Raw genomic sequence first — 13,992 nt, forward strand, 5'->3', positions numbered from 1 at the left:
ATTACTCGATGATCTGTGCGACGACGCCGGCACCGACGGTGCGGCCGCCTTCACGGATGGCGAAACGCAGGCCTTCTTCCATGGCGATCGGCACGATCAGCGTGACCGTCACGGACACGTTGTCGCCCGGCATCACCATCTCCGTGCCCTCGGCCAGTTCCACCACGCCCGTCACGTCGGTCGTGCGGAAGTAGAACTGAGGACGGTAGTTGGTGAAGAACGGCGTATGACGGCCACCCTCTTCCTTCGTCAGGATGTAGGCTTCCGCCTTGAACTTCGTATGCGGCGTCACCGAGCCCGGCTTGCACAGCACCTGGCCGCGCTCAACGTCCTCGCGGCCGATGCCGCGAAGCAGCGCGCCGATGTTGTCGCCCGCCTCGCCCTGGTCGAGCAGCTTGCGGAACATCTCAACGCCCGTCACCGTCGACTTCTGCGTGTCGCGGATACCCACGATTTCCACTTCCTCGCCGACCTTCACCACGCCGCGCTCGACGCGCCCCGTCACCACCGTACCGCGGCCGGAAATCGAGAACACGTCCTCGATCGGCATCAGGAACGGCAGGTCGCGCGGACGCTCAGGCGTCGGGATGTAGTCGTCAACCGCCTTCATCAGTTCGGCGATCTTCTGCGTGCCGATCGCCTCGTCACGGCCTTCCAGCGCCGCAAGCGCCGAGCCGGCAACGATCGGAATGTCGTCGCCCGGGAAGTCGTAGGACGACAGGAGCTCGCGCACCTCGACCTCGACCAGCTCCAGCAGCTCCGGATCGTCGACCTGGTCAACCTTGTTCATGAACACGACCAGCGCCGGCACGCCGACCTGGCGGGCAAGCAGGATGTGCTCGCGCGTCTGCGGCATCGGGCCGTCGGCCGCCGAAACAACCAGGATCGCGCCGTCCATCTGCGCCGCGCCCGTGATCATGTTCTTCACGTAGTCGGCGTGGCCCGGGCAGTCCACGTGGGCGTAGTGACGCGCTTCCGTCTCGTACTCCACATGCGCCGTCGAGATCGTGATGCCGCGAGCTCGCTCTTCCGGCGCCGAGTCGATCTGGTCATACGCCTTGAACTCGCCGTACTGCTTCGTGATCGCAGCCGTCAGCGTCGTCTTGCCATGGTCAACGTGACCAATCGTGCCAATGTTCACATGCGGCTTGTTGCGCGCAAATTTCTCTTTCGCCATCGGCTTCGCTCTCTGTCCAATCCGCGGTTCAGTCGATCGGTCCAGGCGGAATGCGGTACCAGACCGTGCTTAGAACTCTCTGCCTTTATGGTTTCAGGATCAGAATACCGGATGACGATCAGCCGGAAAGCTGGCGACTGCAGGCTTGGCCGGTGGAGCGGGTGAAGGGAATCGAACCCTCGTCATCAGCTTGGAAGGCTGTTGCTCTACCATTGAGCTACACCCGCACAGCCGGCCGGATCGATGGTGGAGGAGGTTGGATTCGAACCAACGTAGGCTGAGCCAACGGATTTACAGTCCGTCCCCTTTAACCACTCGGGCACTCCTCCTACCGATCCCCTCGGCCGAAGCTTTCAGGATGGCATCACGGCAACACCCCCGCAAAACGGGCCGGGGCCGATCCCGTGGCGCGTGTTATGCAGATAGGGCATGCGGGTGTCAACGCCGATTTGTCCAGTTTTTCGCCTGATATTCACATGGCCGGTCAAGGTCGGCGGATTTCAGCGGATTTTGCGATAAAGTCCGTTGGGGGAAATCTCGGCATATGGCGTTCCGACGCCGCATTTGCCCTGAATATTAAGCAGTTGGCCCATTCCGCTCGCGATCGAAGCGTCCCGCGCCGCCCCTTCATCGGCATTCGTGCCGAAGGTTCCTGTTGCCGAGCGGCCATGGCGCGGCTATGCGATTTCCCATGTCAGACAAGCCCCATTCCAGACGCAAGCAGCCGGGCGGCCGCCCGACCCCGCCCTTTCGGCGTTCTCCGCGCCCCGATCCTTCGGAGCGGATCTTTCTCTATGGCCTTCACACCGTCGAGGCGGCGTTCGGCAACCCCGATCGCAAGCGACACAGGCTCTACGCCACCCAGAATGCGCTTCACCGGCTGGAGGAACGGGGAATCGCTCCCGACGTCCCGGTGGAGACGGCGACGCCCCGTTCGCTTCAGGCGATGGTCGGCAAGGACGCGGTGCATCAGGGCGCTGTCCTGGAGGTCTCCCCCCTGCCCGCGCTCGGAGCCCAGGACCTGCGCCGGGCAACGCTCGTGCTCGCGCTGGATCAGGTGACGGACCCGCACAATGTCGGGGCGATCCTGCGCTCGGCCGTCGCCCTTGGCGCCGATGCCGTCGTGACGACGGAGCGCCATGCGCCGGAAGAAGGCGCGGTGCTGGCCAAATCGGCCTCCGGCGCGCTCGACATGGTTCGCCACGTAAGGGTGAAGAACATGGCGCGTTTCCTGGAGGAAATGGGCGAAGCGGGCTTTCAGCGAATCGCGCTCGACAGCGAAGGCGACGCGCCGCTCGATGAAATGGAATTCGCGGCGAAAGTCGTGCTCGTGCTCGGCTCGGAGGGCAAGGGCGTGCGCCAGGGCGTCAGGGCCGTCTGCGACCGGCTCGCCCGGCTCGACATGCCCGGACGCATCCGCTCGCTGAACGTCTCCAATGCGGCAGTCCTGTCGCTATATATCGTGAAGCGCGGCCAGGCCGGTTCCTGATCGGACGGCGCCCCCTCGCGCACGATCCGGCGGGACTGCGCGGCAGTGGATCTTCGCCCGCTTGCAGGTGGACAACGGGTGCGCTATCAGGCATCTAGTGCGTGCCTGAATTGCCGGGACTGCGGAATGCCCGCAGCATCCCGATTGGCCGGTATAGCTCAGCTGGTAGAGCACCTGATTTGTAATCAGGGGGTCGCGGGTTCGAATCCTGCTGCCGGCACCATATTTCCCGATGAGCCTCCCGCAGATAATCGAAACCGGTTCTGAGGGTTGCGTTCCGGTTCCAGCGGGGCGCCCATTGTTCCGGGAAACCTCCTTTGGGCAGGGAGAGCGACCTGTGCATGCTCCTGCGACGCGGGCTTCACGGACGCTGATATGGCCGACGCCGCACCGGACCAATCGTCATTGGCACCTATCGCCCGACCCACCTTGTTTTCAAACGGTGTCCGCGCTCGCGCATCCCGGCTGTACGCTGGTCACCCTGACCCGTCGTTGCGGATCGGCAGGCAAGGCCGGCGGCAAAGTCCGGCGCTGATCTCGGCACCTGCGTCTGCGTGACGCCTAGACGTCCTTGAGAAGGCGCAGCGCATCGTAGATCGCCGCGTGTGTGTTGCGCGCGGCAACGGCATCTCCGATGCGGAAGAGCTGGAACTCCCCTTCGGGGTTGCGGACGACCGATTGGCGTATCCCCGCTATCAGTTGATCATGCGAGATTTCGCCGAGGTTCGATGACGCCGGCTTGAGCTCGAAGTAAAGCTCGTCCAGCGGGATCGTGCCATGGTTGATCACCACCTGGTCGAAGTGCCGCGCCCTGGCAACGCCGCCATAGTCGCTGCCGACATGGGCGATGAGCTGGTTGCCCTCCTTCTCGACCGCCTTAAGCCGGTAGGTGACGGTGAAAGTGACATCCAGCTTCTGGAGTGAGCGCATGTAGGGCACGAGGTTCATGGCCATGACCTCGGGCGCGAACGCCCGGTCGGGCGTCATGATCTCGACCTTCGCCCCTGTCGCGGCGATGATCTCGGCCGCCTGCAGGCCCGCATGGTCGCCCGCGTCGTCATAGACCAGAACATTGGCGCCGGGTTTCACGTCACCCGAGATGATGTCCCAGGAGGACACGACGAGTTCGTTCCCCTTCGAAAGCACGTCGGTATGGGGCAGACCGCCTGTCGCGATGATCACGACATCCGGCTTTTCCCTCCTCACGGTGTCGGCTTCGGCCCAGGTATTGAAGCGGAAGGCCACCCCGTGCTTCTCGCACTGCGCCATGCGCCAGTCGATGATGCTGATCATCTCCCTGCGGCGCGGGCTCCGGGCAGTCAGACGGATCTGGCCGCCCGGAACAACCGCCGCTTCGAGGACAACCACGTCGTGACCGCGTGCTCCGGCAACCCGGGCGGCCTCCATGCCGGCCGGCCCGGCACCGACAATGACGACCTTCCTGCGCTTTTCCGCCTTCGCGATCGTATGCGGCATGGAAAGCTCCCGCCCGGTCGCCGCATTGTGGATGCAATAGGCCGCGCCACCCTGATAGATGCGGTCCAGACAGTAGTTCGCCCCGACGCAGGGCCGGATTTCGTCTTCCCGCTTCTCCACGATCTTGCGGACGATATGCGGATCCGTCATGTGAGCGCGGGTCATCCCGACCATGTCGAGCTTGCCCGAGGCAATGGCGTGACGGGCGGTCGCCACGTCGGGGATCTTCGCGGCGTGGAAGGTCGGGAAGCCGGTGGCCGCGCGGATCTCGCCGGCAAAGTCGAGATGCGGCGAATTGGCCATGCCCTGGATCGGGATCACGTCGGTCAGGCCCGCGTCCGTATCGATATGCCCCCTGACGACGTTCAGGAAGTCGATGAGGCCGCTTTCCTTGAGACGTCTGGAGATTTCCAGGCCGTCCTCGCGGGTCAGCCCCCCTTCGAGCATTTCGTCGCCCGTGTATCGGACGCCGACGATGAAGTCGGGGCCGACGCGCCTGCGGATTTCCGTAAGCACATCGAAGGTGAAGCGCAGCCTGTTGTCGAGCGATCCGCCGTAGGGTCCGTCGAGCTCGTTCGTCAGGGGCGACCAGAACTGGTCCATCAGGTGGCCGTAGGCTTGCAGCTCGATCCCGTCCATGCCGCCGGCCTTCATGCGTTCGGCGGCGTCGGCGTAATCCTTGATGATCCGCTCGATGTCCCAGTCTTCCATCTTCTTGGGGAATGCGCGGTGTGCCGCTTCCCGGTGATGGGAGGGTGAGACGACAGGCAGCCAGAACTCCTTGTCCCAACGCGTCCGCCGGCCGAGATGGGTCAGCTGGATCATGATCGCGGCGCCTTCTTCGTGCACCGCGTCCGTCAGCTGCTTCATCCACGGAACCACCTCGTCCTTGTAGACGAGCAGGTTGTTGAACACCGGCGGGCTGTCCCTCGAAACGGCGGCCGAACCGGCCGTCATCGTCATGGCCACCCCGCCCTTCGCGCGCTCGACGTGATAGGCGCGATAGCGCTCCTTCGGCAGCCCGTCCTCCGGATAGGCCGGCTCGTGGGATGTGACGATGATGCGATTGCGCAGCGTGAGGTGCTTGAGCCGATAGGGCTGAAGAAGAGGATCGTTCGACATGTGCCCGGCTCCGGTTTGCGTCTGCACAGATTGCTACGGGAAAATGTTCACTTGTGTCAAGTAACAGATCATGACTGTCAATTTTATTGACGCCCCTGCGCATTTTTACTAGAGATGGCGGATGGATCAGAACCTGAACGATGCCGGTTGGCGCGGTTCCCCGGACCTCTGGCTGAGCGCGGCCTACGAGTCGCTTCTTGAGTCCGGCGTCGATGCCGTCAAAATCCTGCCGCTGGCAAAGAAGCTCAATTTGTCGCGAACGAGCTTCTACTGGTTCTTCAAGGATCGCGAGGAGTTGCTTGGCGCCCTGGTCTCGCGCTGGCGCGAGAAAAACACCGGCAACCTGATCAGGCAGGCGGAGGCCTATGCCGAAACGGTCGCCGAAGCGATGCTCAACATCTTCGACTGCTGGCTGGACGGCGACCTGTTCGACGCCAGGTTCGAGTTTGCGATCAGGAGCTGGGCCCTCCAGTCATCCGGGCTTCTTGCGGAGGTCCAGAAAGCCGATCAGCAGCGCCTCGACGCCCTGACGCGCATGTTCGTTCGATTCGGACAGGCCGAAGACCGCGCCGACGTTCGGGCACGCACGATCTACCTGACGCAGATCGGATACATTTCCATGCAGACGCAGGAGGATGTTTCCGCCCGCATGAAGCGTATCCCCGGTTACGTCGAAATTTTCACGGGGCAAGCGCCGGAGCAAAGAGAGCTTGACCGCTTTTTCGCGCGGCACGGGTATCGCCCGTAGCAGGAGCGAACAATGAAGACCGTGTCCAGGATCGGCATTTCCCGCCCGGCTACGCCTCCACGGTGACGCGCCCCAAAGGCCTGGAGCAGCAGGCGAGGATATAGCCCTCCTCGACGTCTTCGTCGGTGATGCCGCCATTGTGGACCATGTGGACCTGGCCGTCGGTCTTGCGCACCTTGCAGGTCCCGCAGATGCCCATGGAGCACCCCGAGGGGATGACCAGCCCGGCGCCCTTCGCTGCGGCCAGGATCGTGTCCGTCTCGTTGCATTTCGCGGTAATTCCCGAGAGCGCGAACTCGATCTCCGCCAGGTTTTGCGCATCGGGAACGACATCCTCGGGGACGTCCTCCGCATGCGCGGGCTCTGCAGCGAAGCTTTCCTGATGGTAGCGGCTCATGTCATAGCCGAGGCCGACGAGCGCGTCGCGCACGGCCTGCATGAAGGGTTCAGGGCCGCAGCAGAATACCTCGCGTTCGAGATAGTCCTGCGCCATCAGGCCCAGCATGATCTGGTTGAACATGCCGCGATAGCCGGTCCACGGCTTGTAGGGATCCGGCTCTTCGATCACCCACTTGAGGTCAATTCCGACCAGGCGCGACGCCATGAGTTCCATCCTGTCGCGCAGGATGATCTCCGAGGGGCGGCGGGCGCAGTTGATGAAAACGAGGTCCGGCTCGCGCCCGGAATCGTAGAGCCAGGTGGTCATCGCCACCATGGGCGTAATGCCGGAACCGGCCGATATGAAGAGGTACTTCTGCGCCGGATGGTTGACGACCGAGAACGACCCCATCGGCCCCCTCGCCTTCAGGCGCATGCCCTTGTGCAGGTTCTCGAGCATCCAGCGCGTGCCGAGGGATCCGCTTTGCGCCTTGACCGTAACGGTCAGCGCGGTCGGCCTGGAAGGCGAGGAAGAGATCGTGTAGGTGCGATAGAGCGGCCCGCCGGGAACGGGCAGTTCCAGCGTGATGAACTGCCCCGGATCGTGATTGAACAGCGCGCCGGACGGGCTCTGGAAGCTGAAGGTCACCACATTCGGCGCTTCCGGCGTGCGGGTGACGCATTCAAGCGGCTCAGCGTCCGTCCAGAAGCTGAGTTTCTTGAACTGGCTCATCAGCTTACTCCGCAGCCACCTGAACCGGCACGAGGGCGCGTTCGAGCCAGGCCGCATACCAGTCGACGAACTGCACCACCCCGTCTTCCACCTCCGGCGAATAGGGGCCGGGAGCGTAGGCCGGAGAGAAGATCCCCTGCTGGTTGGTCTCGACGATCTCGCGGTCTTCGTTGTTGGTTGCGATCCAGACTTCGGTGAGGCGCTTGAGATCGTAGTCGACCCCCTCGACGGCGTCCTTGTGGACGAGCCAGGTGGTCGTGACCTCGGTTTCCGTCGGGCTGATCGGCACGACGCGGAATGTCAGCGAGTGATCGGGCAGGAAATGGTTCCAGGTCGTCGGATAGTGGAACACAAGCAGCGTGCCGGCATCCGCGAGCGCCACACGGCCAAGCTTCTTCGCCACGGCGGCCTTGCCGTCCATGGTGTAGCTGACCGCATTTTCCTGGAGCGGCATCCGGGCGAAGCGGTATTGCCCTTCGTGCGACAGGTGGAATTGCGCTGGCGCGCCTGCTGCCGCGCAGCGGTCGAAATGCGCCTGTAGCCTTGCCGATACGCCGCCATCGGCCGCGACGCCGGCAACCTCCGGATCAAGCGGGAAGGAACGGCAGAGCGCCGGATGGTTGCTGCTGCAGTGATAGCACTCGCGGTTGTTCTCCCACACGAGCTTCCAGTTCGCCTTCTCGATGATCGTGGAGGTGAAGGCGACCTTGGCATCCTTGAGGTCGTGAACCTCGAGATAGGGGCGCGCCGATTGCGCAAACGTTTCGAAATCCGGCGGCGTATCGGAAAGGCAGATATAGATCAGGCCTTCGAGATTGCGCAGGCCGACCGGCTTCAGGCCGTGTTTCGACGCATCGAAATCGGCGCCCATGTTGTTCGCCCAGATCAGCTTGCCGTCGAGTTCGTAGGTCCACTGGTGATAGGGGCAGACGAGCTTCGCCACCTGGCCCTCGCGCGCCTTGCAGACAAGCGAACCGCGGTGGCGGCAGGAATTGTGGAAGGCGCGGATTTCGCCGTCGCGGCCGCGAACGATGATCACCTTGTAGGCTCCCACGCGCAGCGTGACGTAGCTGCCTGTCCTCGTCAGCTGGCAAGCGGGAATCGCGTAGAGCCAGTCCTTATAGAAGATATGCTCCAGATCGAACTGATAAATCTCCGGCGAGGTATAGAACGGCTGCTCCAGGCTGTGGCCCGGGAGGCGGCGTGCGAGCAGGTTCTGGATCAACGGGGGATTGGCTGTCATTGGCGGAATCCGGGCTCAGCATGTTCAACTGAGATAATTTATTCTTCCCGGTTATCCGCCTTGACAATAGCTTAAAATTTCACCCTGCTTTAGTTCAAGTAACCTCTCGATCCGCAGAAGATGCTGCTGTGGGGATCAAATGGCGCGCCCCTACGACTTTTCCTCGATGACCGCCCTCATCTGCTTCGAGGCGGCAGCCCGGAACGCGAGTTTCAAAAATGCCGCCCGGGAGATGAACGTTACGCCCGCGGCCGTCAGTCATCAGATAAAGGCGCTCGAGACGGATCTAGGATGCAACCTTTTCCGCCGTCACCATCGCGGCGTCGAGCTGACGGAGAAGGGAGCCTTCCTGTTTATTGCAATTCAGCGCGGCTTCGAGGCGATTTCCGACGCGGTCACCCAGATACGCGAACGTCCTGAAACGGTCGACGTGACCATTGGCTCAACCACGGCGGTGAGCTCGCTCTGGCTCACGCCCAAGATTTCCTCCTTCTGGAAGATCCACCCGACCATCACCGTTTCGCAGATCGTCAGCGACGTGCCCGCAATGACGGGCCGGTGCGACCTGAGCATCCAGTACAACACCCCTCAGGAAAACGGGGGCGAATATCGCATGTTGTTCCAGGACCGCATCGTCGCGCTCGGGACGACGCGATTTGCCGCCGAACACGGCATTTCCCGGCTCGAGGACCTGCTCAAGGCGCCCCTGATCCATTCAAGCGGCGAGGATACCGGCTGGACGACGTGGACCGACTGGTTCAGGGCGCTCGAACGTCCCGCGCCGAAAGGGCGCAACTTCTACGTCAACAACTACATGATCGCCCTGCAGGCAGCCCAGGAAGACGTCGGCGCGGTGCTTGGATGGGACGGCCTGGTTGGCAGCCTGATGGAAGATGGCCGGCTCGTGAAACTCGTCCCGGAAAGCATTCCCTCTCCAATGGCTTTCTGTTTGAAGATCCATTCGCGGGCGTCCGCGAAAGCACGCCTTTTCGCCGACTGGCTGGTCGAAGCCGCATAGGCCCGCGGCAGCGATATTCAGGATTAGGTGTGCGCTATCGGCGATTTTTTTGCCATATCCCTTCAGAACGCGGCCAGTCGCTGGATCGTCCAGAACGCGCCGAGCGTACCGACGAGGTAGGCTGGAACCAGCTGCATCCAAGGCGGCCAGTGTCCGCCCAGACGCACAAGCGCGCGCGCCGTCACGAGGACGACCGCAACGAACGCGAGCTGGCCGAGTTCCACCCCGATATTGAACGACAGGAGGGCCAGGGGGATTCCTCTCTCGGGCAACCCGGCATCCGACAGCACGGTCGCGAAGCCGAAGCCATGAAGAAGACCGAATGCGAACGCCACGAGCCATGGGCGCTCGATCGTGAAGCTCGTTTCTCCGCGTCGGGCTCGCACGATCTCGACACCGAGGAACAGGATCGACATCGCGATGGCAGCTTCGACGAGCGGTACGGGAGGGCGCACATAGCCAAATGTCGCCACAGCCAGGGTGAGGCTGTGCGCCACGGTGAAGGCGGTCACGGTCTTCACGAGCATCCAGGGGCCGGGAACCAGAAGCAGCAGGCCAAAGACAAACAACAGGTGATCGACGCCGGCGAAAATGTGGTCGATGCCCTGCCTCGTGAACTCCACGGCCACCTGGAGACTTCGCCGATCGGCGGCAAGCTCGACCCATGGCTGCGAGGGGCGTGCGATCCCCATCCACCTATGCCCGTCGAGCGTCTCCACTTCGACAATGGCCTCGGTGATCGTCAGCTCAAGTCCGGGAAACCCGATGCGATTGCCAGAGAGCCCTTTGGCGCCTGCGTCGATCCAGCGCCTTTCAAGACGGGAGTCGCTCAGTGTCTGAACCAGCGGAGGGCGCGTGTCGCGCACTCCTTCCGGCAGTTTCAGGATTACCGCAAGCGGGATGTCGCCGCGCATCGGAGTGCGCCACAACAGCGAAAATTGCGAAGGCGCCGTCTCGGTGATCTGCAGGTAGGCCGGCCGGGATTCGTGCGCGTGGGCGCCCGGCCAGGCCGGAGCCAGCAGGAGAAGCAGGGCAAGGAGGGACTGGCTCAGAACTCCGCGCGAAGCCATCAGCATCATGAGCCGCCATCGCCAGGACGGTCGACGGGTTGCGCCGGCGATGCGGCCGCCCCCGGGCTTTCCACCTCGGGCACCGGCAGCAATACCGTATATTTCGCCCGCATTTCATCGTAGGACTTCCGCCAGGCTTCCGCCTTCTGCTGTCCCAGCCAGGCGGTCTTCACCTCGTTCGCGACCTCCTCGAAGCGCGGCACCCTTCCCGCAATGACCTTGTCGACACGCACGAGGTGCCAGCCCAGACCCGATTGCACAGGCCCGCTCCAGACGCCTGGCTGCAGGTCATCGATACTCTGCGCGAAGCCTGCCCCGAACTCCCGCGCGATCGCCTGCAGCGAACGTTCGCCATAGTAGTCCTGGAACATGAACCTGTCCCCCAGGCCCGATCCTTCAACCCGGTCGGCGGAGGTGCCGGAAAGCTCTTCGAGCGCTGCAGCGGCGTCGGCCTGCGCATTCTTGCCCCGGCGGTCGGGCGAGAAGTAGATGTGCCTGAAGCTGAGGCGCGGCGCCATTTCGAAGAGGCGGTTGTTGTCGGCGTACCAGCTCTTCAGTTCCGCAATCGTCGGCTCGCGCGCCGCTGCGATGTCTTCCGCGAGGAACTGCATCTTCTGCGCCATCCGGCGCCTGACGATCGTATCGTCCTTGTCGAGCCCCAGAGCGAGGGCCTCGCGATAGAGGATGTCCTCCCGCACACGGTCCTCGACGAGGGCATTGAACTCGGCCTGCGTGGGCGGACGGTTCCACTGAGTCTCGAATCCGAGGATCAGCCGCGCGACGTCGTCGACCGTGTACCGGATCTCGGTTGGCATGAGCGCCTCTGTCCGGTCGTCCAGCAGGACGAAGACGCCGGACATCACGCCGCCGAGAACCAGGAAATGCAGGAGCGGGTCGCGAGCGAATCTGCCCAGGACACGCTTGAGCGTTGTTTGAGACACGCCAGACCCCGCCTTGCCTTCTCTATTTTTCTGTCATCTCTATTTTTCTATGGTCACTCCGAGGTAGTTCGGCTGATCGGAGACTGGAATATCCATCTTGTCCTTCGGCAGCTCCACCAGATTGGCCGGGCCTTCGAGCAATATCTCGTAGTTGGCATAACCGAACTCGTTGCTCCGAGCGCCATAGTAGGCGGCATGCTTCCTTGCCGTGTTTCCGGCATGCGTGCCGGTGGCCTGGTACACCTTCATGCCGATCGGCGTGCTCGAAACGAACGTGTTGATCTGCCCGTTTGCGATGGTGTAGGGCGCCGCGAGCATCTCGTAGGTCTTGCGCGGGAGGTCGCCGGAGAGGCTCGGCAGCTGTGCCCTCGCCCCGACATAGCTCACATCGTACGTGCCCTTCTCGTCGTAGCGCAGCTTCATCACCTCGCCCGTCACGTTGTTTCGCACCCAGATGCCCTTGCCGGCGATCAGCGCCTTGAGCTCGTCGTCGGTCAACGCCTTCGCGCCGTTCGCCTCGAGATCGGCCACGGTGACCGATGTCGATGCCGTCGTCGTTCCTTCCGGCGGGGCGTACCAGATCGGCGAACTCCAGGCGCGTTCCTGAACCGTCGCCGGAACCGTGTCCGGAAGATCGACACCGAGCTTGACGGCCTGGACAGTGGTCCAGCGCGGCGTCTCGATCTCAAGCACGCGTGCATAGTAGAAGGCGTGCAGGCTCGGGTCGAAGTCAGGGTCGGTCCACACGGTGAAAAGCTCCGTCGAGCCTTGTTCGTCGGTGAACGTCGCCGCGGCGAGATCGACCGTGCTCGGCAGTGCCGGAAGCCGGCCCGTGCCTGGCTCGGGTTCGCGGTCACCGGCCCACACGACATCGTAGACCTTCTCGAAGCTCTGGCCGTCCTTCGTCCAGCCCTTGACGATCTGGATGCGGTCGAGATTGCCGGATTCGGGGTCCTTCACCGCCCAGACGAGGAAGGACGGCGCCCTGGCGCCGGCGGGCGCCGAAGGCAGGTCCCCACCCATCGCAGTGCCACGCTCGTAGGCCTTTGACACCCAGTCGGCATCCTGGAGAAGGTCGCTGCCGTAGTCCCAGCCGCCGAACATCCGTACCTGGATCCAGACACCGCTGGTACCGAAGGTTTCCCGACGATGCATGGCGTCCCAGAGGGATTCGCGCGTGTTCTCCTCGGCCCACACGCCCGTCAGCCCGGCGGTGCTTTCCTTGCGCACATCCATTCCGGTGAAGAGGTGGCCTGCCATGCGTCGCTGAACGAGGCCGTCATTGATGCCATGCCCGGCAAAGGCGTTGTTCGTGCGATAGGGAGCCCCGGTGTTATGAGAATCCGAGCCTCCGACGAAGCCAAACTTGAAGGGGTTGTATCCCTTCGCCTCCTGCATGGTCAGGCCGTCCTTCAGCGCCTGCCGCGCATAGGATCCGACGATGGCCGGCACGCGGCCGGAATCCTCTGGCTGGCCGATCAGGAAGCTCATGATCTCGTAGTTGGCGAACTCGTCGTTCGGCGAGAGCAGCGGGTGCGTTTCGGACTGTCCCTTGATCTGCTTGATCTCGATCAGGCGCTCGTTGCGGATGCGAGATTCCGCCCAGGCCGCGTCGATCGGACGGCCCAGGCTGTCGACGTCGGTTGGATACATCCAGCCATCCGAAAGGTTCGCATTGTGCGAGATCGCAAGCAGTTCGTTACCCGCCTGACGCTGCTGGTCCATCCACTTCCAGAGATCTTCGGGATGCCACGAGAACAGCGCGGAATAGGGCTGTTCCGGCACCTTGGCACAGTCGCGAAAGTAGACGTTCCGGTGCAGGTTGCGAAGATTGACCTGAGACGTGAACTCGTAGGAGCAAAACGCGGTGAATTCGCCGGGCTTGTTGTGCTTGTTGGCGATGTCGATGTTTTCTTTCCACACCGTGCCGGCGATCTGGGGCGTCATGAAGGCCTTGATCGGCGGCTTGCTCACCAGCGACACGAGGTAATTGAACACCTTCTGCACGTCGGCCGGGTCGTTCGGGTCCTTCAGGATCAGCGGCTGCGCCTGAGGCATCTCGCTGACGGCCGATCCGGGGGTGTTCGCCTGCTTGGTGATGCCGACATATTCGGAATGATCCGTCACACCCATCCAGTCGAGCGGCTTGTCGATCGTGATATCGTAGCCGAGCGGATGCCTGATCACCTCGCCGCGAGCGTATCTGTAGGCGTCGTCCGGCCCGGTCAGGTGGTTGCCGAACAACCACGCATCCACCGACCAAGACGTGTGGATATGCTGCTCGCCGAAGAACGCCTTCCGGTCGGCCGGACTGCCCTGGGAGGCGTCCTGCGCCGCAGCGCGAAGGCCGAACACCGAGACAAGCGCCGCAAGCGCAACCGTCGAGAGCCGCACCGAGGAGCGCAGCGTGTCCGCAATCGGCCGCTGCCACTCGCCCGAGCACATTGAACGTCGCTGGATTGACATCAGTCCGCCTCCCGCCTTGCTCACCCGACGACCAACATCGCCCCGCGCGAAAGGTCTCCCGCGCCGCGTGCCAGAGCCGACCATCTGAATTTCCCTAACGGAAGCTTATCAGACTCTGACGCCGAAATTTA

10 protein-coding genes and 3 tRNA genes are annotated in these 13,992 nt (G+C 63.1%); 4 read left to right on the forward strand and 9 right to left on the reverse strand.

Translation table 11 applies throughout. The features are described from left to right. Position 1 precedes the first annotated feature (1 nt). The 3 genes from tuf to H2509_RS10385 form a co-directional block, all read right to left on the reverse strand. A complete protein-coding gene (gene tuf / locus H2509_RS10375) occupies positions 2–1,177 on the reverse strand; it encodes an elongation factor Tu (protein ID WP_182164923.1) in 1,176 nt (391 codons plus the stop codon). Positions 1,178–1,330: 153 nt separating this feature from the next. Beyond that, a tRNA-Gly gene (locus tag H2509_RS10380) sits at positions 1,331–1,404 on the reverse strand. 17 nt (positions 1,405–1,421) lie between these two features. Next, a tRNA-Tyr gene (locus H2509_RS10385) sits at positions 1,422–1,506 on the reverse strand. 362 nt (positions 1,507–1,868) lie between these two features. Between H2509_RS10385 and H2509_RS10390 the strand changes: the two genes are divergently transcribed. Both H2509_RS10390 and H2509_RS10395 read left to right on the forward strand, forming a co-directional pair. Further along, positions 1,869–2,666, forward strand: coding sequence for a TrmH family RNA methyltransferase (locus H2509_RS10390; protein ID WP_182164949.1), 798 nt, complete (start codon positions 1,869–1,871; stop codon positions 2,664–2,666). Between the two features lie 147 nt (positions 2,667–2,813). Continuing rightward, positions 2,814–2,889, forward strand: a tRNA-Thr gene (locus tag H2509_RS10395). Positions 2,890–3,227: 338 nt separating this feature from the next. Here the strand turns inward: H2509_RS10395 and H2509_RS10400 are convergent. Continuing rightward, on the reverse strand, positions 3,228–5,264 hold the full coding sequence (locus tag H2509_RS10400; protein ID WP_182164951.1) for an NADH:flavin oxidoreductase: 2,037 nt from the start codon (positions 5,262–5,264) through the stop codon (positions 3,228–3,230). A 121-nt stretch (positions 5,265–5,385) separates the two neighbouring features. Between H2509_RS10400 and H2509_RS10405 the strand changes: the two genes are divergently transcribed. Then, positions 5,386–6,012 carry a TetR/AcrR family transcriptional regulator gene (locus H2509_RS10405; RefSeq protein ID WP_182164953.1) on the forward strand — a complete coding sequence of 209 codons (627 nt, stop codon included), beginning with the start codon at positions 5,386–5,388 and terminating at the stop codon, positions 6,010–6,012. Between the two features lie 49 nt (positions 6,013–6,061). Here H2509_RS10405 and H2509_RS10410 read toward each other — a convergent pair whose 3' ends face one another. Continuing rightward, positions 6,062–7,123 carry a hybrid-cluster NAD(P)-dependent oxidoreductase gene (locus H2509_RS10410; protein WP_182164955.1) on the reverse strand — a complete coding sequence of 354 codons (1,062 nt, stop codon included), beginning with the start codon at positions 7,121–7,123 and terminating at the stop codon, positions 6,062–6,064. A 4-nt stretch (positions 7,124–7,127) separates the two neighbouring features. Next, the gene (locus H2509_RS10415) at positions 7,128–8,366 is read right to left on the reverse strand and encodes an aromatic ring-hydroxylating oxygenase subunit alpha (protein ID WP_182164957.1); all 1,239 of its coding nucleotides are present in this window, start codon (positions 8,364–8,366) and stop codon (positions 7,128–7,130) included. Between the two features lie 139 nt (positions 8,367–8,505). On the opposite strand from H2509_RS10415, the gene H2509_RS10420 reads away from it, so the two are divergent. Further along, the gene (locus H2509_RS10420) at positions 8,506–9,384 is read left to right on the forward strand and encodes a LysR family transcriptional regulator (RefSeq protein ID WP_182164959.1); all 879 of its coding nucleotides are present in this window, start codon (positions 8,506–8,508) and stop codon (positions 9,382–9,384) included. A gap of 62 nt (positions 9,385–9,446) precedes the next feature. Here H2509_RS10420 and H2509_RS10425 read toward each other — a convergent pair whose 3' ends face one another. Genes H2509_RS10425 through H2509_RS10435 form a run of 3 tightly spaced genes read right to left on the reverse strand, consistent with a single transcriptional unit; the run spans position 9,447 to position 13,861 of the window. Beyond that, positions 9,447–10,463: a HupE/UreJ family protein gene (locus tag H2509_RS10425; protein WP_235974856.1), complete on the reverse strand. Its 1,017-nt coding sequence runs from the start codon at positions 10,461–10,463 to the stop codon at positions 9,447–9,449. After that, complete coding sequence (locus H2509_RS21185) at positions 10,460–11,395, reverse strand: peptidyl-prolyl cis-trans isomerase (RefSeq protein WP_182164961.1); 936 nt, start codon at positions 11,393–11,395, stop codon at positions 10,460–10,462. The genes H2509_RS10425 and H2509_RS21185 overlap by 4 nt, the downstream gene beginning before the upstream one ends. A 39-nt stretch (positions 11,396–11,434) precedes the next feature. Then, a complete protein-coding gene (locus H2509_RS10435; protein ID WP_235974857.1) occupies positions 11,435–13,861 on the reverse strand; it encodes a DUF3604 domain-containing protein in 2,427 nt (808 codons plus the stop codon). Positions 13,862–13,992 lie beyond the last annotated feature (131 nt).

It is taken from the genome of Stappia albiluteola, assembly GCF_014050225.1.
Classification (GTDB): domain Bacteria; phylum Pseudomonadota; class Alphaproteobacteria; order Rhizobiales; family Stappiaceae; genus Hongsoonwoonella; species Hongsoonwoonella albiluteola.